18 protein-coding genes are annotated in these 26,221 nt (G+C 74.1%); 7 read left to right on the top strand and 11 right to left on the bottom strand.

The window, feature by feature from the left end:
- The first annotated feature begins 81 nt into the window (after positions 1 to 81).
- Positions 82 to 1,425, top strand: a complete 1,344-nt coding sequence (locus tag ACFPL3_RS29285) for a glutamine synthetase family protein (protein ID WP_343942056.1) — start codon at positions 82 to 84, stop codon at positions 1,423 to 1,425.
- A 131-nt stretch (positions 1,426 to 1,556) separates the two neighbouring features.
- The gene (locus tag ACFPL3_RS29280; protein WP_343942055.1) at positions 1,557 to 2,390 is read left to right on the top strand and encodes a GNAT family N-acetyltransferase; all 834 of its coding nucleotides are present in this window, start codon (positions 1,557 to 1,559) and stop codon (positions 2,388 to 2,390) included.
- Positions 2,391 to 2,456: 66 nt separating this feature from the next.
- Here ACFPL3_RS29280 and ACFPL3_RS29275 read toward each other — a convergent pair whose 3' ends face one another.
- The 7 genes from ACFPL3_RS29275 to ACFPL3_RS29245 all read right to left on the bottom strand — a co-directional run bounded on the left by ACFPL3_RS29275 (position 2,457) and on the right by ACFPL3_RS29245 (position 10,039).
- Positions 2,457 to 4,058 (bottom strand): alpha-L-arabinofuranosidase C-terminal domain-containing protein, encoded by a 1,602-nt coding sequence (locus ACFPL3_RS29275; RefSeq protein WP_343942054.1) that lies wholly within the window; start codon positions 4,056 to 4,058, stop codon positions 2,457 to 2,459.
- Positions 4,059 to 4,077: 19 nt separating this feature from the next.
- Complete coding sequence (locus ACFPL3_RS29270) at positions 4,078 to 4,902, bottom strand: carbohydrate ABC transporter permease (RefSeq protein WP_343942053.1); 825 nt, start codon at positions 4,900 to 4,902, stop codon at positions 4,078 to 4,080.
- Complete coding sequence (locus tag ACFPL3_RS29265) at positions 4,903 to 5,841, bottom strand: carbohydrate ABC transporter permease (protein ID WP_343942052.1); 939 nt, start codon at positions 5,839 to 5,841, stop codon at positions 4,903 to 4,905.
- 18 nt (positions 5,842 to 5,859) lie between these two features.
- Complete coding sequence (locus ACFPL3_RS29260; RefSeq protein ID WP_343942051.1) at positions 5,860 to 7,152, bottom strand: extracellular solute-binding protein; 1,293 nt, start codon at positions 7,150 to 7,152, stop codon at positions 5,860 to 5,862.
- The gene (locus ACFPL3_RS29255; RefSeq protein ID WP_343942050.1) at positions 7,149 to 8,615 is read right to left on the bottom strand and encodes a sulfatase family protein; all 1,467 of its coding nucleotides are present in this window, start codon (positions 8,613 to 8,615) and stop codon (positions 7,149 to 7,151) included. The genes ACFPL3_RS29260 and ACFPL3_RS29255 overlap by 4 nt, the downstream gene beginning before the upstream one ends.
- The gene (locus ACFPL3_RS29250) at positions 8,612 to 9,739 is read right to left on the bottom strand and encodes an ROK family transcriptional regulator (RefSeq protein WP_343942049.1); all 1,128 of its coding nucleotides are present in this window, start codon (positions 9,737 to 9,739) and stop codon (positions 8,612 to 8,614) included. Before ACFPL3_RS29250 ends, ACFPL3_RS29255 begins: the two co-directional genes overlap by 4 nt.
- Positions 9,740 to 9,811: 72 nt before the next feature.
- Complete coding sequence (locus tag ACFPL3_RS29245; protein WP_343942048.1) at positions 9,812 to 10,039, bottom strand: hypothetical protein; 228 nt, start codon at positions 10,037 to 10,039, stop codon at positions 9,812 to 9,814.
- Positions 10,040 to 10,145: 106 nt separating this feature from the next.
- Between ACFPL3_RS29245 and ACFPL3_RS29240 the strand changes: the two genes are divergently transcribed.
- Positions 10,146 to 10,985, top strand: a complete 840-nt coding sequence (locus ACFPL3_RS29240) for a helix-turn-helix domain-containing protein (protein ID WP_343942047.1) — start codon at positions 10,146 to 10,148, stop codon at positions 10,983 to 10,985.
- Between the two features lie 22 nt (positions 10,986 to 11,007).
- Positions 11,008 to 11,220 carry a DUF397 domain-containing protein gene (locus tag ACFPL3_RS29235; RefSeq protein WP_343942046.1) on the top strand — a complete coding sequence of 71 codons (213 nt, stop codon included), beginning with the start codon at positions 11,008 to 11,010 and terminating at the stop codon, positions 11,218 to 11,220.
- Positions 11,221 to 11,638: 418 nt separating this feature from the next.
- Here the strand turns inward: ACFPL3_RS29235 and ACFPL3_RS29230 are convergent, their stop codons facing one another.
- The gene (locus ACFPL3_RS29230; RefSeq protein ID WP_343942045.1) at positions 11,639 to 12,667 is read right to left on the bottom strand and encodes a 1-aminocyclopropane-1-carboxylate deaminase; all 1,029 of its coding nucleotides are present in this window, start codon (positions 12,665 to 12,667) and stop codon (positions 11,639 to 11,641) included.
- A 46-nt stretch (positions 12,668 to 12,713) separates the two neighbouring features.
- Here ACFPL3_RS29230 and ACFPL3_RS29225 point away from each other — a divergent pair, with 46 nt between their 5' ends.
- The 3 genes from ACFPL3_RS29225 to ACFPL3_RS29215 all read left to right on the top strand — a co-directional run bounded on the left by ACFPL3_RS29225 (position 12,714) and on the right by ACFPL3_RS29215 (position 21,676).
- Positions 12,714 to 13,364 carry a GntR family transcriptional regulator gene (locus ACFPL3_RS29225; RefSeq protein WP_343942044.1) on the top strand — a complete coding sequence of 217 codons (651 nt, stop codon included), beginning with the start codon at positions 12,714 to 12,716 and terminating at the stop codon, positions 13,362 to 13,364.
- Positions 13,365 to 13,529: 165 nt separating this feature from the next.
- The gene (locus tag ACFPL3_RS29220) at positions 13,530 to 17,606 is read left to right on the top strand and encodes an nSTAND1 domain-containing NTPase (RefSeq protein WP_379589758.1); all 4,077 of its coding nucleotides are present in this window, start codon (positions 13,530 to 13,532) and stop codon (positions 17,604 to 17,606) included.
- Positions 17,597 to 21,676, top strand: a complete 4,080-nt coding sequence (locus ACFPL3_RS29215; protein WP_343942042.1) for an nSTAND1 domain-containing NTPase — start codon at positions 17,597 to 17,599, stop codon at positions 21,674 to 21,676. Before ACFPL3_RS29220 ends, ACFPL3_RS29215 begins: the two co-directional genes overlap by 10 nt.
- Before the next feature lie 107 nt (positions 21,677 to 21,783).
- Here ACFPL3_RS29215 and ACFPL3_RS29210 read toward each other — a convergent pair whose 3' ends face one another.
- Genes ACFPL3_RS29210 through ACFPL3_RS29200 form a run of 3 tightly spaced genes read right to left on the bottom strand, consistent with a single transcriptional unit; the run spans position 21,784 to position 26,147 of the window.
- Positions 21,784 to 24,237 carry a bifunctional lysylphosphatidylglycerol flippase/synthetase MprF gene (locus ACFPL3_RS29210; protein ID WP_343942041.1) on the bottom strand — a complete coding sequence of 818 codons (2,454 nt, stop codon included), beginning with the start codon at positions 24,235 to 24,237 and terminating at the stop codon, positions 21,784 to 21,786.
- Complete coding sequence (locus ACFPL3_RS29205; RefSeq protein ID WP_343942040.1) at positions 24,234 to 25,538, bottom strand: alpha/beta hydrolase; 1,305 nt, start codon at positions 25,536 to 25,538, stop codon at positions 24,234 to 24,236. The genes ACFPL3_RS29210 and ACFPL3_RS29205 overlap by 4 nt, the downstream gene beginning before the upstream one ends.
- Before the next feature lie 39 nt (positions 25,539 to 25,577).
- Complete coding sequence (locus ACFPL3_RS29200) at positions 25,578 to 26,147, bottom strand: TetR/AcrR family transcriptional regulator (protein WP_343942039.1); 570 nt, start codon at positions 26,145 to 26,147, stop codon at positions 25,578 to 25,580.
- Positions 26,148 to 26,221: the final 74 nt, after the last annotated feature.

Below are 26,221 nucleotides of genomic sequence, written 5' to 3'. Positions count from 1 at the left end.
GGCGGGCGCTGTCGCACGTCCGGGGAGGCGCGGGACACCCGGAAACATGTTCGTAACGCGGCATTCCTAGGCTCGGCGCCCATGGACCGACAGCAGGAGTTCGTGCTCCGCACGCTCGAGGAACGCGACATCCGGTTCGTCCGGCTCTGGTTCACCGATGTCCTCGGGTACCTCAAGTCGGTCGCGGTGGCGCCCGCCGAGCTCGAGGGGGCGTTCGCCGAGGGCATCGGCTTCGACGGTTCCGCGATCGAGGGCTTCGCGCGCGTCTACGAGTCGGACATGGTGGCGCGCCCCGACCCGTCGACGTTCCAGGTGCTGCCGTGGGAGACGTCCCCGGGCGAGCACTACTCGGCGCGCATGTTCTGCGACATCGCGATGCCGGACGGCTCCCCGTCGTGGGCCGACCCGCGCCACGTGCTGCGCCGGGCCCTGTCGCGGGCCGGTGAGGCAGGCTTCACCTGCTACGTCCACCCCGAGATCGAGTTCTACCTGCTGCGCGACCTGCCCTCCGACGGCTCGCGGCCCGAGCCCGCCGACTCCGGCGGCTACTTCGACCAGTCCAGCCACGACGTCGCCCCGCACTTCCGGCGCAACGCCATCGAGACCCTCGAGTCGATGGGCATCTCCGTGGAGTTCAGCCACCACGAGGGCGGGCCCGGCCAGCAGGAGATCGACCTGCGCTACGCCGACGCGCTCACGATGGCGGACAACATCATGACGTTCCGCTACGTGGTGAAGGAGGTCGCGCTCATGCAGGGCGTGCGGGCCTCCTTCATGCCCAAGCCGTTCTCCGAGCACCCCGGCTCGGCCATGCACACCCACTTCTCGCTGTTCGAGGGCGACCGCAACGCCTTCCACGACCCCGACGACCCGTACGAGCTCTCCGAGACCGGCAAGGCCTTCGTCGCGGGGGTGCTGCGGCACGCGCGGGAGATCAGCGCCGTCACCAACCAGTGGGTCAACTCCTACAAGCGCCTGATCACCGGTGGCGAGGCGCCCACCGCCGTCTCGTGGGGGCACGCCAACCGGTCGGCGCTCGTGCGCGTGCCGATGTACTCGCCGGGCAAGGCATCCACGCGGCGCGTGGAGATCCGCACGCTGGACAGCGCGTGCAACCCCTACCTCGCGTTCGCCGTGATCCTGGGCGCCGGCCTCACCGGCGTGCAGAAGGGGTACGAGCTCCCGGCGGCCACCGAGGACGACGTCTGGTCGCTCACCGAGACCGAGCGCCGCGCGCTCGGGTACGAAGCGCTGCCGCAGAACCTCACCGAGGCCCTCGCGGCGATGGAGCACTCGGAGCTCGTGGCCGAGATCCTGGGCGAGCACGTCTTCGACTTCTTCCTGCGCAACAAGCGCAGCGAGTGGGACGGCTACCGGCGCCAGGTCACCCCGTACGAGCTGGCGAGCTACCTGCCCGTGCTCTGAGCTCCCTGAGCCCCAGGAGGTTCAGGAAAGCCACATTCAGGGCCTCTCCGGCCCTGAATGTGGCTTTCCTGCCCTTCGGGGGCGCCCGAAAACCGGTTGGCCGCCCGCGGGCCGGGCGGGATCGTCGCGGCGTGGAGATCGTGTTGCACGACGACCCCGGTTCCTTCGCCGCCGCTGCCGGGCCGCTCCTGCAGGCCGACCCGCTGAGCCACACGGTCGCGCTGAGCGTCCTCGACGCGATGTGCCGGGGCGGCGAGCCGAGCGCGGTCCTGCTCACCGTGCACGAGGTCGGCGAGGTGACTGGTGCGGTGCTGCGCTCCCCGGGCCGCCCGGCCCTGGTCTCGGCGGTGCCGGCCCGGCTCGCGCCGGCCGTCGACCGGGCGCTGGCGCAGGTCGATCCCGCCGTCGACGGGGTGAGCGCACCGGTGGCCGAGGCGGAGGCGTTCGCGGCCGCGCGGGTGGCCCGCACCGGCTGCCGGGCGGAGCCAGCGATGCGGATGCGCCTGTTCACCCTCGGCACGCTCGTGCCGCCGGAAGGGGTGCCCGGGCGGGCGCGCCGCGCCGACGCCGGCGACGTCGCGCTGCTCGGGAAGTGGCGCCACGCGTTCGGCGTGGAGGCCGAGCACGACCAGGGACACGCGGGCGATGCGGAGGAGCTGGTCGCCCGCTCGTTGCGGATGGGTGCCGGCGAGATGCTGTGGGAGGTCGACGGCACGCCGGTTGCGCAGGCGTGCGCGAAGCCGGTGGTCGCGGGCGCGTCGCGGATCGGCCCGGTCTACACCCCGCCGGAGCACCGGGGGCACGGCTACGCCGCGGCGGTGACGGCCGCGGCCTCGCAATGGGCGCTGGACGCGGGTGCGCGCCAGGTCGTGCTCTTCACCGACCTGGCCAACCCCACGACCAACCGGCTCTACCCCCGCATCGGCTACCGCCCGGTGCACGACGCGGTGGAGCTGCGGTTCTGACGGCCCGCCGGGGTTCAGGAAAGCCACATTCAAGGCCTGTGCGGCCCTGAATGTGGCTTTCCTGAACTACCGGGCCCCGAGCTCGACCTCCAGCAGCGTGATCGAGTGCGCCGGGAAGGTGTGGGCGCCCCCGACCAGCTGCACCCGCTCCGGGGCGCCGAGCGCCACAGCCTCCGGCTCGCTGATCGAGTTCGCCGCGAAGAGGTCGTGGGTGTCGGCGCCGATCGTCCGGGCCGTCGCAGTCGGCGGGAGGGCGGCGCCGTCGAGGTCGAGGCGGGCGGTGATCGCCTCGGTGGCGGACCGGTTGATGACGGCGACGTGCAGCGTGCGGCCGTCGGCGCTGCGGGTGGGGGAGACGTCGAGCAGGTTCACCGCGGCCGGCACGGTGCGGAACGAGCCGTCGGGGCGCCGGTCGTCGCCGAGTCGCAGCGCGGTGGTGCGCGCGGGGCCGTGCACGGTGGCGGTGAGCGGCACCGGGCCGGTGTGGTTCTGGTACAGGTCCCACACGTGGTAGGTGGTGGCCTTCACCAGGCCGTCGGGCCGCACGGCGAGCAGCCCGTTGGCGTTGACGAGGTTGACGGTGTTGGCCATGCGCACCGGCACGTCGAGCTGCGAGGCGCGGTGCATCGCGTGGAACACCCCGGCGTAGTAGAGCGCGTCGGCGAGGGTGCGCGGGCTGTAGCGGTTGACGCGCAGCTCGGGCGAGTCCGCGGTGAGCTCCCGCGGCGCGACGCCGCCGTCGGCACCCGGCTGCGGTTCGGGCCACGTCGCCGGCTCGACGTGGCGGATGTTCCACTCGTCCATCGCGATCGAGAGCGGCCGGTCGTGCACGTGGGCCCGGCGGATCGTCTCGGACTGCTCGTGGATCGCCCGCTCGACGTAGAGCGCCTGCGCCACCACGGCGTCGAACTCGGTCTCGCTCGGGTCGATGAGGTGCCGGCTCGCGCCGTAGAGGTGCAGCGAGACGTGGTCGACGCGGTCGCCGAGCCCGGCGACCACCGGCTCGGTCCAGTCCGCGCGCTCGTTGCCGACCGCCACGAAGGACAGGCCGGGGTCGACGAGGTCCATGAAGCGGGCGTGCTCGCGGGCGGCGGCGATGTACTCGGCCACGGGCCGGTGGCCCATCTGCCACGGCCCGTAGACCTCGTTGCCGAGGCCCCAGATCCGCACGCCCCAGGGGTCGGGCCGGCCGTCCGCGGCACGCTGCCGGGCGAGCGTGGTGTCGCCCGCGTAGTTCGTGTACTCCACCCATCGCACCGCGTCGTCGACGTCGCGTGCGTGGTGGGCGAGGTAGGGCTCGGTGCCGACGGCCTCGCACCAGGCGAGGAACTCCGGGGTGCCGAACCGGTTGTCCTCCTCGGAACCCCACGCCAGCTCGAGGCGGCGGGGACGCTGGTCGCGCGGGCCGATGCCGTCCTGCCACCAGTAGGGCGAGGTGAAGTTGCCGCCCGGCCAGCGCACGACCGGCAGACGCAGCGCGCGGCAGGCCTCGAGGACGTCGACGCGGCAGCCGGCGAGCGGGCCGTCGGGGATCGACAGCGGCGAGCCCTCGTCGAACACGCCGCCCTCGATGTTGCCGAAGAACGCCGACTCGAGGAAGTGGCCGTAGATCCGCTCGTCGATCGGCGCGGCGCCGGGGATCGTCGAGATGGTGATGCGGGCGGTCATGGACGTCCTCTCGGGAGCACTAGCCTTTGACGCCGCCCTGCGAGACGCCCTCGATGATGAAGCGCTGCGCGAGGACGTAGACGGCGAGCACGGGCACGCTGGCGATCACGCCACCGGCCATGAGCAGGTCGAAGCGGGTGGTGTTCTCGTTCTGCAGCTGGGCGAGCCCGGCGGGGAGCGTGAGCATGTCGGTGCTGAACAGCACGAACACCGGCCACAGGAAGTCGTTCCAGCTGGTGAGGAACGCGAGCACGGCGAGCGTGGCGATCGCGGGGCGCGCGAGCGGCACCATGATCCGCCAGAACACGCCCCACTGGTTGCAGCCGTCGACGATCGCGGCCTCCTCGATCGAGGCGTGGATGCCGAGGAAGAACTGGCGCAGGAAGAACACCCCGAACGCGCCGGCCGCCGACGGCACCACGAGCGAGGCGTAGCTGTTGAGCCAGCCCAGTTCGTTGACGATGAGGAAGTGCGGGATCAGGAAGATGATCCCCGGCACGAACATCGTGGCGATGATCAGCACGAACAGCGTGCGCTTGAACGGGAACTCCATCCGCGCGAGCGCGTACGCGGCGGTGGTGGCGAGCACGACCACGAGCGCGCTGTGCAGCACGGCGGTGAGCAGGCTGTTGCCCAGCCAGCGCAGCACCGGGATCTGCGGGTCGGTGAGGATCTCGCGGTACGCCGAGAGCGTCGGCGCGTCCGGCAGGAGGGAGAACGCCAGCGAGTTCGCCTCCTGGGGCGACTTGAACGACGTCGAGACCATGAACACCAGCGGCAGCGCGATCACCGCGGTGAGCACGAGCAGCGTGATCGCGAGCGCGATCCGGGGACGCCTGGTCATCTACTCGTTCCCCCCGACCTTGCGGAACAGCAGGTGGACGAGCGCGCTCACGCCCATCAGCGCCGCCGCGAGGATCATGCTCATCGCCGAGGACGAGCCGATGTCGAAGCCCGCGATGCCGGTGTCGGCGATGAAGCCGATCGCGGTGCGGGTGGCGGTGCCGGGCTGTTCCCGGGTGATCAGCGCCGACTGGCCGTACATGTTGGCCGAGGCGATGATCGTGATCGTCACGACGAACTGGAGCACGCGCTTCACCCCGGGCACGGTCACCGCCCACAGCCGCTGCCACGGCCCGGCACCGTCGACCTTCGCCGCGTCGTAGAGCTCGGTGGGCACGTCGGCGAGCGCCGCGAGGTAGATGACGGTGTTGAAGCCGAGCGTCCACCACACGGTGGCCACCACGAGGCCCACCCACCCGGCAGGCAGCGAGGTCGTCCAGGCGACGTCGAGGCCGAGGAGCTGGTTGACCGGCCCGAGCTGGCGGTCGAGCAGGTAGTTCCACAGCAGGCCGACCACCGCGACGCCCAGGACGTAGGGGGCGAAGAACACGGCCCGGAAGAACGTGCGTCCCGGGAAGCGGCGGCCCAGCAGCAGCGCCAGCGCGAACGGGAGCACCACGAGCAGCGGCGCGCTCGCCACGGTGAAGATCGCCGTGGCCCGCATGCCCTTCCAGAACTCCACCGACAGCACGCTCTCGCCGGTGAACAGGTCCACGTAGTTCTCGCCGCCGACGAACGGCTGGTGCGGCAGGCCCAGGCTCCACCGGTGCAGGCTCGCCCAGAGCCCGAGCCCGATGGGGAGCACGACGAACGCCGCGAACAGCACGAAGAACGGGGCGAGGAAGGCGTAGGGCGTCCACGGCCGGCCGCGCAGCGACCGCACCGGACGGGCTGCGGGGGGCGCGTCGGACCGCGGCAGTGCGATCGAGCTGGTGGTCATGGCGTCCTCGGTGATGGGTCAGGCGGCGTAGAGCTGGCGGAACTCGTCGAGCTGGCGCTGCGCGGTGTCCTGGGCGAACGCGAGCGCGTCGGCGGGGCCGGCGCTGCCGAGCACCGCCTCGCTCACCGCGCGCTCGTAGCCGTTGCGCGCGATGTCGCGCGAGCCGGGGATCTGCGGGGGGAAGAACAGGTTCTCGAACACCTCGTCGGTGGCCAGGACCGCCTGGCGGGAGGCCCGGAACACGTCGGTGTCGCGGGCGATCCCGCGCGCCGGGGTGTTGCCCGCCTCCGCCCAGGTCGCGGAGTTGCGGCTGGTCCAGTCCAGGAACACCTGCGCGGCGTGCGCGGTGTCCGGGTCGGCCTGCGACTGGCGGGTGAGCACGAAGTTGTGCGAGTTCGCGAACGCGCCCGGCCGCGGGCCGACCTGGGGGAGCGGCGCCACCTCCCAGGGCAGGTCGGGCGCGGTCTTGCCCAGGTCGGGGATCGTGGCCGGCAGGTCGGTGAGGAACGCGGCGGACCCGTTCTTGAGCGGGGCGCGGTCGTTGGACGCGCCTTGCGGGCTGTACCCGCGCTCCACCGCGGCGCGCATCCACGTGAGGGCCTGCACGCCCGCCTCGGAGCCGAACGTCGCCCGCGTGCCCGACTCGTCGTAGAGGCTCCCGCCGAACTGCCCGAGCAGGCTCACGAACAGCTGCCAGCGCGTGGGCGGCACCCAGTACGGGTTCTGCAGGCCGGAGGCCTGCAGCGCGGCCATCGCGCCGGCGAAGGTGTCGCCCCGCAGCGGCCCGGTGAGGCCGGCCTCGGCGAACGCCTCGGTGTTCCAGAACTGCGCGAGCGTGAAGACGTCGAGCGGCACGCCGTAGCGGCGGCCCTGGTAGGTGCCCTGGTCCCACGCGGCGGGCACGAAGTCGGCGCGCGCGAGCCCGAGCCCGGCGACGACGTCGTCGAGCTCGACGATCGTGCCGCGGATCGCGAACGTGGCGAGCTGGTCCAGGTGCATGATCGCGACGTCAGGCCCCTGGCCCGCCCCGACGGCGGGCACCACCTTCGCGTAGAGGTCGACCGCGTTCAGCGACGACATCTCGACGGTGATCTGCGGGTGCGCCGCGTTGAACGCGTCGACGATCTTGGCCATGGTCGGCCCGTCGCCACCGGTGAACGGGTTCCAGAACTGCAGCGTGCGGTGCGGGCCGGTGTACTCGCCGGGGAACGCGCGGGCCGGGACGCGTGGGGCGTCCGCGTCGACCGAGGCCGAGCAGCCGGCCAGCGCGAGCGCCGCGCCGAGACCGAGGAACCCGCGCCTGCTGATCACTTCGCCACCTCGAACGCGCTCAGGGACGCGTCGTGGTCCTTGCCGCCGACCGGGTACATCGAGGTCATCCAGTGGTAGAAGTTGTCGCCGCGCTCGCGCAGCTGCCGGTAGAGGTTCGCCAGCAGCGCGTCGCGCACCGCCTCGTGGGCCGGGTCGGCGTAGCGGTTGTGCAGCTCGTGCGGGTCCTCGACCAGGTCGTAGAGCTCGTTCACCGACTCGGGGTTCACCACGAGCTTGTAGCGGTCGGTCACCAGCGCCCGCTGCGGGTACGGGAAGTGGTGGCCGTGGAACTCGAGCACGAGGTCCTCGCGCCAGCCGCTCTCGTCGCCCTGGACGATCGGGCGTAGCGAACGGCCGTCGACGGCCCGCTCGGGATCGAGCCCCGTGACGTCCAGGATCGTGGCCGTGAAGTCGAGCAGGGTGGCGAACCGGTCGCTGCGCCGCCCCGCCACCCCGCCGGGCAGGCGGACGATCCCGGGCACCCGGTAGATGTCCTCGTACATCGCCGGGCCCTTGTCGTGCAGCCGGTGCGCCCCGGTGAACTCGCCGTGGTCGGCGGAGAAGAACACCGCGGCGTCGTCGTAGAGGCCCAGTTCGCGCGCCGTGTCGATGATCCGCCCGATCTGCTCGTCGATCATCGTGGTGTAGCCCCAGTAGGCGGCCACCAGCTTGCGTGAGACGTCCTCGGGGATCGTGTCGAACGTCCAGTGCGCCGAGTAGTTCCGCTGCACCGGCGGCTTGCCCTCGAAGGTCTCGGCCACCGACGGCGGCAGCTCGACGTCGTCCGGGTCGTACATGTCGAAGTACTCGCCCGGCACGATGTAGGGCAGGTGCGGGCCGAAGAAGTGCGTGGCGAGGAAGAACGGCCGGTCCGGCTCGGCGGCGTAGCGGCGCAGGGTCTCGATCGCGCGGTCGGCCAGGAAGTGCTCGAACGTCGCCTCCACCGGCTGGCACAGCCGGGCCGCGAGCAGGTTGCCCGGGGTGCCGTTGGGGAAGGTGCCGCGGATCTCGTCGGTGATCGCGTACGGCGGCAGACCCCGTTCCTGCAGGTAGGAGAGGTACTCGGGGTGGTCCACCGGGTTGTGCCAGCCGGGCAGGTGCGGGCCGTCGAACCCGTAGTCCTCCGGGCTCCGGCGCGTGCCGACGTGCCACTTCCCGACCAGGCCCACGTTGTAGCCGGCGCCGCGCAGGTCGTGGCCGAACGTGTACTGGTCGTCGGCCAGCTCCTCGCGGTAGCCGACGTTGCGCTCGTAGTTGGCGAGCAGCTGGTGGCGGTAGGGCGCCGCGCCGGTGAGCAGGCTCGCGCGGGCGGGCGTGCAGATCGCGGTCGGCGTGTAGAAGCGGTCGAACGTGGTGCCCTCGGCGGCCACGGCGTCGAGCGCGGGCGTGCGCACCACCTGGTTGCCGTACGCGCCCAGGGTGTCGGTGCGGTGCTGGTCGGTGAGGAAGAACAGGACGTTCATGCCGTTCCGGTGAGGTGTCGGGGCGCGAGTGGCCCGGTGAACGGGATCGAGGGGTCGTGCAGCACGAGGGCCACGCCACCGAGCGCCCCGTCGAGGTCGCCGAGCTCCGCGAGCCCGACCGTGGCGTCCGGGTTCGCGTGCAGGTGCCGGGCGAGCGTCTGCCGGACGGGGCGCACGAGGTGCTCGCCCAGCACGGTGAGGTCGCCACCGAGCACGACGTGCGGGACGTCCAGCACGTTGCCCGCGCCGGCGAGGACGAGCCCGATCCGCTGGCCCGCCTTCGCCACCACGGCGGCGGCGTCGCGGTCGCCGCGGTCGAGCGCCGCCCCGAGCTCGGCGAGGGTGGTACCGCCCGCCTCCGCGAGCACCGCCTCCACCCCGACGTAGCACTCCAGGCAGCCGCGGTTCGAACAGCGGCACAGCGGCCCGGTCGGGTCGATGCAGACGTGCCCGAACTCGCCCGCCGCGCCGCCTCGGCCGCGGTGCACGCGCCCGTCGAGGATCACGGTGCCGCCGACCCCGCTCGACAGCCGCACGTACAGCGCGTCCGGCACACCCCGCGCCGCACCCCAGACCGATTCGGCGAGCCCGGCGAGCCGCGCGTTGTTGTCGGTGCGGACCGGCACGCCGAACGCGTCGGTGAAGGCGTCCCGGATCGCCTCGACCACCGCGGGCCGCCCCGAGATGCTCCCCGCGATCCCGATCCCCACGGCCGCGAGGCGTGGCGCGCCCCCGGCGAGCACGGTGCGGGCGAGGCGCACCGCGATCGCGCAGCGCGTCTCCCACGGCGTGCTGCGCGGGTAGGGGCGGGTGGCGGAGCCGATGATCGCGTGGGCGGCGTCGGCGGCCACGACCCCCACGCGGGAGTGCCCGAAATCCAGGCCGAGCACCAGACCGGCGGCCGGGTTCAGGGCGAGGGCCTGGGGCGTGCGGCCGGGACCCGTGGCGGTGGCCGGCTCGGTGACCACGACCTTCCCCTGCGCCAGCAGCTCGCCGGTCAGAGCGGAGACCGTGGCCCGCGACAGCCCGGTGGCCGCCACGAGCTCGGCCCGGCTCGCCCGGCCACGTCGGCGCAGGTGGTCGAGGATCCACGACTCGTGGAGGCGGCGAGGGGAGCGCGGCACGGGGCGAGCCTCGGTGCCCGCCCCGGATTCCGTCAATGCCTGCACACCACTTCTGTCGAGGTTTCGACAGAATCAGGCAGAACCGCCCCCGCGGCTGCGCGTCCGGTGGGCCGACTGCGCCGCCACCGCCAGCTCGGCCAGCCGGCACGGCGACCGCGGCGCCGCGTGCGCGCTGCTCGGGCAGCCGCGGCAGCGACCGTCCGGCCCCGCCACGTGCACCACCAGCAGCTGCGACCACAGCCGCGTCCACCCCGCGATCACGGCGCCCGCCTCGGTGATCCGGTCCCGCTCGATCTGCATGCCCGGCGAGGCTCCGGGTGCTCGGTGACGGCTGGATCTTTCACTTGTCACCCCCCGCTGCCACGATCTGTGCTCGAGCGGTCGCGGAGAGCGGGGAGTGTGGGGCGTGCGCAGCGGTTCCCTCGTCCGGAGACGGCAGCTGGCCCGCACCCTGCGCGAGCTGCGGGTGCACGCGGGCCTGACGATCGAGGCGGCCGCGCCGCTGCTCGACTTCTCCCCGAGCAAGCTCAGCCGCATCGAGAACGCCCACCAGGGCGTCGACGTCCACGTCGTGCGCAGCATGCTCGACCCGTTCGACGTCGGCGGCGACCGGTGGAGCGAGATCCTCGAGCTCACCCGCGAGGCCAGTGCCAAGGGGTGGTGGCGGGCGTACGGGCTGGACGACCGCGGCTACATCCCGCTCGAAGCGGAGGCGAGCACCATCCGCGACTTCACGGTGACCTACGTGCCCGGGCTGTTGCAGACCACCGACTACATCCGGGCGTTGTTCGACGCGTCGTTCCGGCGCCGGAGCGAGGCGACCCGCGAACGCGACGTGACCGTCCGGAAGATCCGGCAGGAGCGGCTGACCTCGGCCGAGCGGCCGCTGGAGCTGCTCGCGGTGATCGAGGAAGCGGTGCTGCACCGACCAGTAGGCGGACCTGCGGTGATGCGTGCCCAGCTCGCGCGCCTGGTCGAGGCGGCCGCTCTCGACACGGTGACCGTTCAGGTGCTCCCCACCGATGTCGGGGCGCACGCCGGAATCGACGGCGCATTCACCGTGCTGAGCTTCGAGGGACTCGGCGAACCGGACATGGGCTATGTCGAGCACCCCATGGGGTCGACACATGTCGAGAAGGAGGAGGACGTCACGCAAGCTAGGCTGGTGTTCGACCACCTGCGCACGGTCGCGTACAGCCCGGCCGAGTCGGTCTCAGTGATCGAGCGGGTGGCCGCGCAGATGTAGCCGCGACCGCGAGAGGTGCCCGATGCCCACCCTCGATCCTGCAGGCACCTGGCGGAAGAGCAGTTTCAGCGGCGGCAACGGCGGGGCCGACGGCTGCGTCGAGGTGGCGGCCCTGCCCGGTGGCGTCGTGGCTGTCCGGGACACGAAGGACCGTACCCGGCCGGCGCACCACCACCCGGCGGCCGCCTGGACCGCCTTTCTGGCTGGGGTGCGTGCGGGCGAGTTCGAGGAGTAGGCCGCGGTTCCGCGGAACCGGGTGCGCTCGCACATCGGTTGTGGTGCTCGCACATCGGTTGCAGTCGGTGTGTAAGTCCCACTGCTCGTGTGTGAGTACGTCGGGGTCGCATTCCAGGCGGGCTTGATCGCCGTCCCGGCGCGTTTTCCGACGTGAGGTGTCGGGAATCGCGCCCGTCTGGCGATCACCGGGGCTTCGAGGCCGCGGCGTCGAAGAGGGCGTGGCGCTGGTCCGTCCTCTTTGCTGGGGTGCGTGCGGGCGGGGTCGAGGCGTGAGCGCCCCGGGCGGGTACGGTTCCGCGGAACCAGGTGCGCTCGCACACCGGTTGTGATGCCGACACATCGGTTGCAGTCGGTGTGCGGGCTCCCCTGCTTGTGTGTGAGCAGGTCGGGGTCGCCTTCCAGCGCCCGTCCGGCGATCACCGGGCCTGCGAGGCCGGGGTGTCGAAGGCGCCCGCGTACGCGTTGAGCGCGGGCTGGCCGCCGAGGTGCGCGTAGAGCACCGTGGAGTCGCGGGGGATCTCGCCGGTCCGGACGAGGTCGATGAGGCCTGCCATCGACTTGCCCTCGTACACCGGGTCGAGGATCACGCCCTCCAGCTGCGCGGTGAGGCGGATCGCGTCGATCGTGGAGGCCACGGGGATGCCGTAGCGCTCTCCCGCCCAGCCTTCGAGCACGGTGATCTCGTCGTCGCGCAGCGGCCTGTCCAGGCCGATCAGGTCGGCCGTGTGGCGGGCGATGCGTTCGACCTGGTCGCGGGTCTGGTCGAGGGTGGCGGAGGCGTCGATGCCGAGCACCCGGCGTGGCCGGTCCTGCCCGGCGAACCCGGCGATCATGCCCGCGTGGGTCGAGCCGGTGACGGTGCAGACGACGATGGTGTCGAAGAAGACCCCGAGCTCCTGCTCCTGGCGCGCCACCTCGTCGGCCCAGCCGGCGAACCCCAGCCCGCCGAGCGGGTGCTCGGACGCCCCGGCGGGGATGCCGTAGGGCACGCCGCCGGCGGCGCGGACGTCCTCGAGGGCCTGCTCCCACGAGTCCTTGATGCCGATGCCGAAACCGGAGGGGTCGAGGCGCACGTCGGCGCCCATGATCCGGGAGAGCAGGATGTTGCCGACCTTGTCGTTGACGACGTCGGGCCAGTCGACCCAGCGCTCCTGCACGAGCCGGGCCTTCATCCCCAATCGGGCCGCGACGGCCGCCACCTGGCGCGTGTGGTTGGACTGGTAGCCGCCGATCGAGACGAGCGTGTCGGCGCCCTTCGCGAGGGCGTCCGGAACGATGTACTCCAGCTTGCGGATCTTGTTGCCGCCGAACGCGAGGCCGGAGTTGCAGTCCTCGCGCTTCGCCCAGATCTGAGCCCCGCCGAGGTGGCGGCTCAGCCGCTCCAGCGGGTGGACGGGGCTGGGGCCGAAGGTCAGCGGGTAGCGGTCGAAGTCGGCGAGGGACAAGGTGCCTCCAGTCTGATCACGGGATGAGCGCGGTGCATGATGGGGTATGCCGGTTCCCGCCGCGTCCGAGAAGCGCCAGCTCCTGCGCGACAGCGTGTTCGTGCGGATCAGGGACGCGATCATCGACGGCACGCTCGAGCCCGGCGAACGCCTCCACGACGGTGAGCTGGGTGGCTGGCTCGGGGTCAGCCGCACCCCGATCCGCGAGGCGCTGGCGCGGCTGGAGGCGGCGGGCCTGGTGGAGACCAAGCCGGGCCGCTACACGATCGTCAGCCCGATCGACCCCGTGAGCGTGGCCGACGCGCAGGTGGTCACCGCGGCGATGAACGAGCTCGCGGTGCGCACCGCGGTGCCGCTCCTGACCGCGGACGACCTGGCGGCGATGCGCGCCGCGAACGAGTCGTTCGACGCCGCGCTGCGGGCCTCCGACGTGGCGGGCGCGCTCGCCGCCGACGACGCCTTCCACCGGGTGCCGGTCGACCGGGCGGGCAACGCCGCCGTCAGTGCGGTGCTCGACCAGTACACGCCGGTGCTGCGCCGGGTGGAACGCATCCGGTTCGCGTCGCTGGGCGGCCGCGACTCGGTGGCGCAGCACGCCCGGATCGTGGATCTCGCCGAGGCCGGGGACGCCGAGGCGGCTGCCGTCGAGACCCGGCGCAACTGGATGACGCTCGACCCGTACGCCCCGGTCGACTGAGCAACCGCGGCGGCCGTCGGTGGTGGGGCCCATCGCGTCCTTCCGCGTCCGGAATAAGTGATATGCAAAATATCGCAGCGGCCGGACGGGGGTCAACGCCGCCGCACGAGCTGCCCCGTGACGCCGATCGGGTGAGCCGCTTATGCTCCCGGCCCGGGGGATCACATGACCATCGCGGAGCGGGCGACGGTGTCGGCAGGCGCCGTGGTGCGCCTGTGGCACCCGAGGGTGGGCGTGGTCGGGGGCGGGTTCGTCGTCGCGCCCGACCGGATCGCCACCTGTGCGCACGTGGTTGCGGAGGCGCTCGACGCCGACCCGTACGCGCCGGAACCCCCCGCCGCCACGGTGCGGGTGGACTTCCCGCTCGCGGGTGACGGTGCCGACGAGCCGTTCGACGCGGTCGTGGAGCGCTGGTCGCCCATCCGGGACGACGGGTCCGGCGATGTCGCGATCCTGCGGTTGAGGCGTCCGGCGCCGGTGCCCGTACCGCCGGTGCGCGGGATCGCCCGGCTGTGGGGTCACGGTTTCCGGGTGCTCGGCTTCCCCGAGGGCGGCGCCGGCGGGGTCTGGACGAGCGGGGAGATCCGGGGCGAGCAGGGCACCCGGTGGTTCCAGCTGCACACCGGGGTCGGCGAGCCGCGCGTGGAGCCGGGGTTCTCCGGCACCCCCGTGTGGGACACGGCGTCGGGTGCGGTGGTGGGCATGACCGTGGCCGCCGTGCGCGGGGACACCACCGCGGCCGCGTACCTGATCCCGGTCGACGCGGTCTTCGCGCTGGACCAGTCGCTGGTGCCGTGCCCGTACCCGGGCGCGCGGCCGTTCGACGACGAGCACGCCGCCTACTTCCACGGCCGCGACGACGACATCGCGCGGCTCGCCGACGCCACGTCGCGCCGGGCGGTGGTGGCAGTGGCGGGGCCGTCGGGGGTGGGCAAGTCGTCGCTGGTCCGGGCGGGTCTGCTGCCCCGGCTGCGGGCCGCGGGCACACCGGTGGTGGAGTGCCGCCTCGACGTCGACCCGGTCGGGGAGGTGGCCTCGGCCCTCGCCGGCGCGCCGGAGGGCGCGGTGGTGGTGCTCGACCAGTTCGAGGAGCTCGCCACCCTCGCGCCCGAGACCGCGGGCGCGCTCCTGGACGAGGTGATCACCCGCACGGGCACGGGGCGGGTGCGGGCCGTGCTCACGTTGCGGTGGGCCGCGTTCGAGCGGCTCGACCCGCGGCTCACCGCCGCGCTCGACGAGGCCACCGTGCAGGTCACCCCGCTGGATCGCGCCGGTCTGCGGGACGCGATCGTCGGGCCGGCGGAGCAGGCCCCCGGCCTGAGCTTCGAGGACGGGCTGGTGGACCGCATCCTCGACGACGCGGGCACCGAGCCCGGTCAGCTGCCGCTCGTGTCGGCCCTGCTTGCCGACCTCTGGGACCACCGCGAGGACGGCCGCGCCACCCTGCGCGGCTACCTGGAGTGCGGCGGGGTCGCCGGCGCGCTCGCACAGCACGCCGACCGCGTCGTCGACTCGCTCGCGGCCGACGAGCAGACCGTGCGCAGGCTGTTCACGGCGCTGGCCGAGCCCGGCCGCGACGGGCGGTTCGTCCGGCGCCCGGTGCCGCTCGCCGACCTGCCTGCCGAGCAGCGCGAGCTCGCCGAGGCACTCGCCGACCGGCGCCTGCTCGTCGTCTCCCGGGACGCCGTGGAGCTGGCCCACCAGGCCCTCATCGAGCACTGGCCGCGGCTGCGCGACTGGCTGAGCGCCGACCGCGAGTTCCTCTCCTGGCTCGCCGGGCTCCAGGACCGGCGCGCGCGGTGGGAGTCCGGTGGCCGGGACGACGGCGCGCTGCTGCGCGGGGCGCCGCTCGCCGCCGCCGTGGAGTGGTCGTCCTCCCGCGCCGATGACCTGACCGCCGCCGACCAGGAGTACGTCCGGTGCGGCGTGGCCCTGGAACGCCGCCGGGTGCGGCGCAGGCGGGTCGTCACCGCGGTGCTCGCCGTGCTGCTGCTGGTGGTCGGGTCGCTGTCGGTGCTGGCGGTGCAGCGCCGCGACGTCGTGGCCACCCAGCTGGCCACCGCGAACGCCGGCACGCTCGGGCGCGAGGCGCTGGCGAGGCTGTCCTCGGATCCGGCGCTGGCCGCGCAGCTGGCGCTGGCCGCGTGGCAGGCAGACCCGGACCACCCGACCACCCGCGACGCGCTGGCGGGCGCGTACCTCGGCCTGCACGCGGCCGTCGGCGAGCTCGCGGAGCTGAGCCCGGAACCGATCGAGGCCATGCTCGTGCGGGGCGACACCGCGCTGCTGGCCACCCGGCCGCACCCGGTGCTCGTCACCGGCCTGGCCGGTCCGGCGCCGCAGCGGCACGAGCTGGCCGACCTGCCGCCCGGCAGCGGTGCGCCCGTGCTGAGCCCGGACGGCCGCCTGGTGGCGGTGCCGATGACCGACCGGCCGGTGGTGCTGCTGCGCGACCCCACCGGGCAGCAGCCCGACCGGGAGCTGCACGGCGCGCGCGGCACCCGTCCGTCCGCGCCGATCTTCGCACCGGGTGGGGACAGGCTCATGTGGTTCGCCCTGTCCGAGGCGCAGACCGCGAGCGTGCAGCTGTGGGACCTGCGCACCGGCGCGGAGATCCCGAACGGGATCGGCACGGTGCCCAACGACGTGACGTGGGGCTGGCCGACCGACGACCCCGGGCGGATCCTGCTGCGGCACGGCCGGTTCGAGATGAGCGACTCGCGGCTGGTCGTGCGCTCGGTGACCGACGGCGCCGAGGTGGCCACCCTCCCGCCCGGCACGGCGGTGGCGCCCGACGGCGGGGCGCTGGTGCGGATCGACGACGACACCACGGAGTTCACGGACCAGGCGGCGGTGGTGGTCGACCCGGCGGCCGGCGCGGGTCCGACCCGGCGCTGGCCCACCGCTGACAGCCGCGTGTCGTGGTCGCGGTTGTCGGCGGACGGCGGGTGGTTCCTCGAGCGGCAGCTGACCGCCGCCGAGGCGGACTACGAGCTGGTGCGGATGGTCCACCTCGCCACCGGGGAGGTCCGGCAGGCCGCGCTCCCGCGGGTCCCCGCCGCGGACGCGCAGGGGGCACCCGGAGACCTGTTGTCGGCGGCGACGAGCATCGGCGTGGTCTCGGCCGGTGACCGCACCGTGCTGGTGCGTGCCCAGGGCACCTCGCTGCTGACGTTCGACACCGAGCGGCTGCCCGCCACCAGGGACCCGGACCGGAGGGCCACCACCAGCGTGGGCGGGACCGTGATGTCGACCTCCTACACCCGCGTCACCACCTGGGACCGCCGCACCGGGCAGCAGCTGGGCGAGATCACCGGGATCCCGTACCGGTTCATGGGTCCGGTGCTGGAGGGCGAATCCCTGTGGATCATGTCGCCGGTGGAGGCGGAGGGGGTGTGGGAGATCGTCCGGTACGAGTTCCCGGCGCTGCGCCCGACCACCTCCTTCCGCATCCCCGACCGTCGGCGGGCCCCGAATCCCGTGGACCTGTTCTACGTGGGGGAGGAGGTCGACCTCGCCGTCGACGGGGAACAGGTCGTGATCTCGCACGGCGGGTGGCTCACCGCGCACGACCCGGCCACCGGGCAACCGCTCGGTGAGCCGGTGCGGCTCGGGGACACCCCCGCGGAGACCGAGTACAGCAGCGCCCACGCGCACGTGTGGGCGCGTCCCGGCCATCCGGGCCAGGTGGCGGTGAAGACGGCGGACGGCAGCACGCAGTTGCGGGAGATGCCCTCGGGTCGCCTCCTGCGCACGTTCCCGACCACCACCGAGGTGGGACCGGTGTTCGACGCGTCGGGCGCTCGGATGGCGATGCCCAACCGGGACCGGGCGATCGAGGTGTGGGACGTCGACGAGGGCGTGCAGATCGGGCCTCCGATCGTGCTCCCGGAGGAGGACGTGGCGGTGGTGACGTTCCGGCCCGACGGCCACCTGGTCCTCCGGGTGGCGGCCGGGTCGGGTGTCGAGCACCTGGTGCGGCTGCTGTTCGTCGAGCCGGTGAGCGGCCGGCACGCGGGTGAGATGCGGCTCGCCGACGACGTGGGCACGATCAGCGGGGACCAGACGGTGGGCCTGCGCGACGGCACGCCGTACGGGCCCGTCCACCCGAACCCGCCGGAGGTGCGGATCTCCGCAGAGGGCTGGCGGGACGCGCTCTGCGCGCTGGCCGACCGACCGTTCACCCCGGCCGAGCGGGCGTTGCTGCCCGCCGGGGTCGACCCCGTCCCGCCGTGCTCGTGAACGCGACCGGGTCGGTCTTCCGCGAGCACGCCGACCTCGCGGGCGCGCACTTGCGCGTGTGGTCGGGCTCCGGTGAGGTCGCCGGAGCCGGCTTCCTCATCGGACCGGACCTGCTGGTCACCGCCGCCCGGGCCGTGGCGGACCACGGGCGGCCGGTGTGGCTCGACTTCCCGTTGCTGCGTGACGAGCACGGCGAGCCGGTGCGGGTCCCGGCGGTGAGCGAGCCGGCCCGGCCCGGCGGGGTGCCCGGCGACGTGGCTCTGCTGCGGGTGCGCGACGCGGTGCCCCTCGACGCGCGCGTGCCCCCGCTGCGGCGCGTCAGCGACCTCGACGGCAGCGGGTTCCAGGTGCTCGGCTACCCCGAGGGCCTCGTGGACGGCGTGTGGTCGGCGGGCACGGTCCGCGTGGAGGACGACGGGCGCATCCGCCTGGACCCCGCCCCCGGTGAGCACCCGCTCGACACCGGGTTCGCCGGCGCGCCGGTGTGGCACGCGGCGGGCGGCGCGGTGGTGGGGGTGACCGTGGTCGACGAGCGGGGCGCCCATCTCGTGCCGGTCGACCGGGTGCTCGGCGTCGACCCGGACGCGCTGCCCTGCCCGTACCAGGGCCTGCGGCCGTTCGACGAGGAGCACGCCGAGGTGTTCTTCGGGCGCGACGACGAGATCGACCGCCTCCTCGCGGCCGTCGACCGGCTGCCCGTGGTGGCGGTGACCGGCCCGTCCGGGGCGGGGAAGTCCTCGCTCGTGCGGGCGGGGCTGCTCCCGCGTCTGCGCGCCGCCGGCGTCGACGTGCTGGACCTGCGGATCACCCCGGGATCCGGTGTGCCGGCGTCGCCGGCCGAGGTGCCGGCGGGCCGGGGCGCGCGACAGGTGGTGGTCGCCGACCAGTTCGAGGAGCTGGCCGCCTCCGACCCGGAGGCCGCCCGCGGGCTGCTCGAGTCGATCCTGCGGATCACGCGCCCGGACGGCGACGGCCCGAGGGCCCGGGCCGTGCTCACGCTGCGCTGGAGCACGCTGGACGAGCTGCTCACCCCCGACCTGGCCGACGCGCTGCACTCCGGCAGGCTGCTCGTCGCGCCACTGGACCGGGGCCGGCTGCGGGAGGCGATCGTGCGGCCCGCCCGGCTCGCCCCGGGGCTGGTGTTCGAGCACGGGCTCGTGGAGCGCATCCTCGACGACACCGGTACCGAGCCCGGGCAGCTCCCGCTGGTGGAGTCGCTGCTCGCCGAGCTGTGGGAGCGCCGCGAGGGCGGGTACCTCACCATGGCCGACTACACCGCGGTCGGCGGGGTGGCGGGGGCGTTGGCCCAGCACGCCGAACGGGTGGTGGGCGGGCTCGACGCCGAGCCGGACGCGCTGCGCGGGCTGTTCACCGCGTTGACGGGGGTGGATCGCGCCGGGCGTTTCACCCGCCGGGCGGTCCGGCTCGACGCGCTGCCGGAGGCGCAGCGCGCCCTGGTGCCGGCGCTGGTGGCCGGGCGGCTGCTGGTGCGCAACCGGTCGAGCGCCGAGACGAGCGCCGAGGTCGTGGAGCCCGCGCACCAGGCGCTCCTCGAGCACTGGCCGCGGTTGCGTGAGTGGCTCACCGAGGACCGCGACTTCCTGGTCTGGCGCAGTGAGCTCGCCGCCCAGCGCGAACGCTGGGAGGACGAGGACCGCGACGACGCCGCGCTGCCGCGAGGCGCGGCCCTGGCCACGGCCGCCGGTTGGCTCGGCACCCGCGCCGACGAGCTGCCCGCCGCCGACCGCGACTTCCTGCGGCGTGGCATCGCCCGCCAGCGCCGCGACGTCCGCCGCAGCCGGATCGTCAACGCGGTGCTCGCCGTGCTCGTGCTGGGCGCGGCCACGCTCGGCGGCGCCACCGTGTACAGCGGCAACCGGATCGCCGAGCAGCTGGCCACTGCCAACGCCGAGACGCTCGGCGTCGAGTCCCAGAACCGCGCCCCGGGCGACAGCGCGGTGGCCGCCCAGCTCGCGCTGGCCGCCTGGCGGTCCGACCCGGAGAACCGGCAGGCGCGCACCGCGCTCGCCCGGTCGGCGCTGGCCATGCGGTCGGTGCGCGCGGTCGTGCCCGAGGTCGCCCCGAGACCGGTCCACGTGCTGAGCCGCAACGGCGACACCGCGCTCCTCGACAGTGCTCCCGGGCTGGTGGCCGTCACCGGCGTGAGCGGCGCGGACCCGGTGCCGCACGCGCTCGACGACGTCGGCGCCGGGGCGACCATCGCGCTCAGCCAGGACGGCCGCTGGTTCGCCGACGTCGGTCCGGACGGGCGGGTGCAGCTGCGCGATCTCGTGACGGGGGAGCCGCCGCAGACCCTGCCGAACGTGCCCGCTGCCCCGCCGGACGCCGTCACGAACCTCCAGTTCTCCGACGACGGCGACCGCCTGGCCTGGGTGGTGCCCGGCGCCACCGGCGGCTGGAATCTGGTGATCCGGGACCGCCGCAGCGGCGCCGAGATCCCGCACGGGCTCGGACCGCTTCCCGCGGGAGACCGGTTCGACCTGCGGCTCACCGCCGACCCCGACGTGGTGGTGCTGCGCTATGCCGACAGTCCCTGGACCGCCACAACCCGGCTGGTGACGCGCTCGCTGGTCGACGGATCCCTGGTGGCCGAGTTCCCGGCCGAGTCCATGCCGAACAGGGAAGGCGTCGTCTCCTGCGAGCAGTCCGACGGGTCGCAGCCGGGGCTGCGGGCCACCGTGGTGGTCACCCCGCTGCGCGGTGGCCCGCCGAGCACGCGGATTCCCGTCGACGGCACGGCCATCTGCTTCGGCATGCGTCTCTCCGGGTCCTGGCTGGTCGAGCCCGCGTTGCCCGGTGTCGACGAGGAGTCCTACCGGCTCACCCACCTCGCCACCGGCGAACGCAGGCGGGTCACGCTGCCCCGCAGCCTCATGCCGCTGTCCCTGGCGAACGTGTCGCTCGCCCGGGCCGATCGGCTGAGCGTGGAGGACGGCGCCGGGGAGCCCACCGTGCTGGTGGCACACGGGAGGTCCCTGCTGCGCCTGGCCACGGAGCCCGCCGAACCGCTGGGTGGCGCACGCTCGGACATCGCCCGGATCGGCACCCGCGACCACCGCGTCGTGCGCGAGCGGGACCTCGTGCGCGTGCTGGAACGGGGTACGGGCCGCGAGGTCGCCGCCATGGAGTTGCCCGTGGCCACCAACGTCCTGATGGGGGACCGCGACCAGCTGTGGGTGGTGCACCGGCTCGACAGCGGCGAGGTCGACCTGACCTGGTACGAGCTCCCCACGCTGCGGCGCACGGCCGGGGTGCGGGTGCCTGCCCGCCCCGGCGTGCCGCCGGCTGCAGGCGCGACGCGCGGGGCCGTCTCCTACCACCGCGAGTCGGTGGACGGCCGCGATCGCCTGCTGGTCCTCAGCGAAGGCGTGCTCTCGACCTGGGACGCGGCCACCGGGCAGCCGCTGGCCGCCCCCGTCCCGATCGGACCGCCCGAGGACGCCGCCGCGTACCGGCTGCGCTCCCTCCTGCACGCCAGGCCGGGCCACCCCGGACAGGTCGCGGTGTCCACGCACGAGCGGCAGGTGCAGCTGTGGGACGTGCCGGCGGGCCGGCAACTGGCCACCATCCCGGTGGAGCCGAACCCGGACCTGACGCAATCCGGCAACGACGTCCTCGAGTTCGACCCCACCGGCGCGCGGCTCGCCGTCCTCGCCGCAGGCGCCATCGAGTACTGGGACGTCGACGCCGTCGCGCCCGTCCGCCCGCCCGTCCCGGCGCCCCTCGCACGGGACCTCGCGGGATTCGATCCCGACGGCCGCCTGGTGACCTTCGGCGGTGCCACCCTCTCGGACTCGACGCTGGCCTTCGTGGACCTCGACACCGGCCAGGAACGCGGCAGCGTCGAACCCCGGCTGGGCTTCGACCAGCTCACCGACGACGGCCTGCGCGTCGCGCTGCACGGCGACCAGGACGCGGAACGGTACGAGTTCCCCCTGGACGCGCGGGCGTGGGCCGAGCAGCTCTGCACGTGGCAGGCGCGGCCGTTCACGGACACCGAGCTGGGCCTGCTCCCGCCCGGCGTCAGCACGGCTCCGCCCTGCTCGTGAGGCCCGGGGGCGCGTCCCGAGGTTCAGGAACGCCACGTTGCTGTCCTGCAGGTTCAGGAACGTGGCGTTCCTGAACTCCGGTCGCAACTCCCGGTCGGCCACTGCGGTCAGCGCAGCCGGGCCACCAACCGCGCCGACTGCCGGGCCGTCACCTCCGGCAGGTAGGCCCGGGTGATCGCCAGCCCGATCGCGGGGAGCGCGGCCGGGTCCGGGTAGCACAGGTGCAGCGGGCGGTACTCGGGCTGGAACTTCGCCTTGAACGCCAGCAGCGACCGGAACCCGTAGACCGGCTCGAGGGCGTGACCGACGACGTCCAGGAGCCGTTGCAGCGCGGCCGGCTGCTCGCCGCGGTCGAGGCGGGCCAGCGGGGCCCCGGACAGGCTGAGGAACTCCGCGTCCTCCTCCTGGAACCGCAGCACGGCCGAGGCGATCAGGAACTCCATCACGCCCCGGAAGCCGGTTTCGCGGCGGCGCATGAAGTCGAGGGTCCAGCCGACCACGGCGCCGTCGCGGTGGACGGGCAGCCAGCTGGTGACGCCGTGCACCGTGCGGTCGGCGTCCACGGCGAGCAGGCAGCGCACATCGGGGTCGGCGAGCTCCTCCAGGCCGCCCAGGGTGAAGCCCATCTCGGGGAGGCCCTTGTCGGCCACCCATTCCTCGCTGATCGCGCGGATCTGGTCGGTGAGGGCGAGCGGGGCGTCGGCCCAGCGGATCCACTCGGCGGTGATCCCGGCCTTCGCGGCGCGGTTGAGCGCCGTGCGCACGTCCTGCCACTTCTTGCCGGTGAACGTCAGCTCCGGCAGCGGCAGGACCGTCTCCTCCGCCACCTGCACGGAGCTCCAGCCCAGGGCGTCGCACGCGCGGCGGGTGTCGTCGGTGACGCTGTAGAGCGCGGGCGTCCACCCGTGCTCGCGGCAGAACCGGGCGAACGCGGCGATCGTCTCGTCGCCGGGGGCCCCGATCGGGTCGGCCGTGGTGAGCGCGACGGGGCCGTGCACCCGGTAGGCGACGGCCGCCTCGCCCGCCTCGTCGAACCAGTAGGAGTTGCCGGCCCACGTGGTGAGCCAGCCCAGGTCGGAGCCGCCGCGCCGGGCGAGCTCCCTGGCCCGCTCCGCGTCGCTCGCCCCCGGGTCGGCGCGCGGCCTGCGGAACGCCAGCAGCAGCCCACCGGCCACCACCAGCCAGAACACCGCACCGGTCCACTCGAACAGGAGGGTGGCGAGGTAGCCCTGGGGCAGGAAGTCGGGCTCGACCTCGCCGAGGTAGCCGGGCGGCAGGAAGCGCAGCGGCAGGTCCGCGAGCAGCATCCCGAGGGTGGGCGGGCGGTCGAACTGGTCGGCCACCGCCGCGCCCACCAGTACGTACACCGCGCTCACGGCCACGAGCACGCCGCCCGTCGTGGCGAGCAACCGGCGGTATGTGCCCGCGGGGGCGCGCACGGCGAACCGGCGGCGGGTGCACCACAGCAGCACGGCCACGGCGAGCGGGAGCAGCGGCGGCAGTACCAGGGCGAAGATCCGCCGCGCGCCCGGCGCCGCCTGGTAGACCATGAGCTGCTCGGTGGGGGTGGACACCACCAGCACGGCCAGCAGCACGCCGAGCGCGGCCAGCACGAGGTTCAGCGCGATCCCCACGACGAGGGCGGCGCGCCGGCCGCGGCGCAACCCGTCGGCCACCACGAGGAGCAGCAGCACCGGCACCACGGACGCCAGCGCCGGGCCGATCCCGTACAGCCGCAGCTGAGCCTGCAGGTCCCGGCACATGGCGGCGTCGGCGGACGCGCAGATCTGCTGCACGGTGGCGGCGTCGGGTGGCGGGGAGAGCACCACGAACTGCAGCACCGACAGCGGGCCGATCGGGGCATGGGCGAAGGCGGCGATCAGCGGGCCGACGGCCGACACCGCCACCACGAGCGCGATCAGCACCCGCACCTCGGTGCGGCTGGCCGGGCCCGGGTGCCGGTCGGGCGGGGCGAGCAGCCTGCCCGCGGCGAGGCCCGCCAGCCCCGAAAACAGCATGATCACGTCCGTCAGCTCGCCGGAGTAGGCCACCAGCATCACCAGCGTGGCCACCCCGATCAGGCGCAGCCTGCGCCGCCACAGCGCCGTGAGCGTGCTGCTCACCGCGAGGACGAGCCCGATCGCGCCGGGGGCGGCACCGACCACCACCTGGGCGGCGAGGTCGCCCGCCCAGCCCTCACCCCGCACCGCGACCCCGGCAGCGACCAGCCCGAGCGCGGCGAGCGTGCCGACCACCTGCGTGCCCACCAGCAGCGCGGCCGTGCGCGCCGCCCCGATCCGGGGTTCGGCGAGCGCCCCGCCGAGCAGCACGAGCGCGGTGGTGGCGAGCGCGGCACCGAGCGTGCCCCACCACAACATCGCCGACAGCGGCGTCCACCAGCGGCCCGCCGCGAGCGGCCCGACCCCGGTGCCGGCGTGCTCCAGCAGCCGCTCGCCCGGTCCGCCCGGGAGGCTGCGGGTGGCGAGCCCGTACGCCCAGACCATCAGGACGAACGCCACGGAGAGCGGCGCGCGCCGGACCATTCGCACGAGTCGGTTCACGGCGTCATCCCGAGCCGCGTGGCGAGCCAGGGCAGCGCCTGCTCCAGGGCGGGCCCCCAGACCTCCCACGTGTGCCCGCCCGGATCCACCTCCCACCGCACGTCCATCCCCGCCGCTGCGCAGGCCGCGAGCACGCGTTGCGCCTGCGGCAGGTACTCGGCGTCCTGCTCGCCCGCCGCGAGGAAGGCCGCGGTGCCCGGGAACCGCTCCCGCGCCATCACGTCGAGCGGGTTCACGGCCGCGAACGCGGCGGCGTCCCCGCCGAACGCGGCCTGCACGGTGGAGGTCCGGTCGCCGAGCGTGGGCTCCTCCTCGCCCGAGATGTCCACGAACGTGGGGTACACCTGCGGGGCTTTCACGGCCATCTGCAACGCGCAGGTGCCGCCGTTGGAGAACCCGCCGATCGCCCACCCGGACGGCTGCGGGTCCACCTGAAGGGTGTCGCGGATCCAGCGTGGGACGTCGACCGACAGGTAGGTCGCGACGTTGCCGAGCCGCGAGTCCATGCACAGCGGGTTGGTCAGGGGAGCGCCGAGGTGGTCGGGCATCACGACCACCGGGGCGAGGCCGTCGTGCGCGGCGGCGAAAGCGTCGGCCCGCCCGGCGAGCATGCCGCCGTTCAGCCAGTCGTCCGGCGAGCCGGGCTGACCGGACAGCAGCACCAGCACCGGCAGCTGCGCCCGGGGACGCGCGAGGTAGGCGGGCGGCAGGTACAGCCACGCGGGCCGGGCGGCGAACCCCGATTCCGGCGCCGGGATCGTCACCTGCGTCACCACCCCGGTGGCGGGCATCCCCGCGGGCGCCCGCCAGATCGCCGACAGCGGCAGCCCGGACCGCGCGCCGATCACCTGCTCGCGCAGCGGCACCTCGGTGAACGGGATCTGGTCGGCGGCGGGCAGGCCCAGCGCCGTGCGCAGCGTCGGGTACTCCCGGTAGACGAGGTTCGTCCCCGCGGCCGAGCCCAGCACCACCAGGAGCACCGCCACCAGCGCCGCCGCGCGGCCCGGCCAGCGCCGTGCGCGCATCCCGGCAGCGGCCAGCCCGACCGCCGCGAGCGTGGCACCGACGAACAGCAGCACCGGCAGCGGCACCGCGTCCGGGAACGGGCGCCACACCCGCTCGACCAGCACGGCGAGCAGCGCGGTGAGCGCGGCCGCCACGAGCAGCGCGCCCGGCACCGTGCGCGTCCACCAGCAGCGGCCCCGCCGGACGAGGAGGAAGGCCGCGCCCGCCACGGCGCCCGCGCCGACGAGCAGCGGCACGGCGCCGCTCACCAGCGGTGCGTCGAGCAGTGCGGCCACGCAGGGAAGCCTGCCACCGGAGGTTGACGCGGCGCCGCGCTACGGCTCTCCGGGAGCCGGGTCCACGAGGTAGCGCTGCAGCGTGGGGGCGAACCACGGGATCAGCTGCTCGTGGGTCAGCGCCACCACCGGCGGCAGCCGCAGCACGTAGCGGCACAGCGCCACCCCGAGCGCCTGGGTGGCCACGAGGCCCGCGCGGGTGGCCGCGCCGGCCCCGTCACCGGTGAGGGTGGCGATCTGAGGGGCCAGCTGACCTGCGAAGATCGCCCGCATCCGGTCGGCCGCGTCGTCGTCGGTGGTGGCGGTGCGCAGCAGGATCTGCAGCCCGTCGTCGGCCTCCCAGCGCTCGAGCAGGTGGGTGGCGAGCACCCGGCCCACGTCGTCGCGCGGGACGGACGTGAGGTCGGGCAGGCGGAGGTCGAACTCCGCGGTGCGCGCGAACAGCTGGCGTTTGCTGCCGAAGTAGCGCATCACCATCGACGGGTCGACGCCCGCGTCGGCGGCGATCGCGCGCACGGTGGCGCGGTCGAAGCCGTCGGCGGCGAAGCGGGCCCGGGCGGCGCCGAGTATCGCCTCGCGGGCCGGGAGCGAGCGGTCGGTGAAGGGCATGGGAGCAGTCTAGCCAACAGGTGTTGGCAAACGCGGCTAGAACGCCTACAGTTGTTGGCAAACAGCGGTTGGCA

This window comes from Pseudonocardia zijingensis (assembly GCF_042657305.1).
Classification (GTDB): Bacteria; Actinomycetota; Actinomycetes; order Mycobacteriales; family Pseudonocardiaceae; genus Pseudonocardia; species Pseudonocardia zijingensis.
The sequence above is the reverse complement of the archived record's forward strand: the minus strand, read 5'-3'. Positions and strand labels throughout refer to the sequence as shown.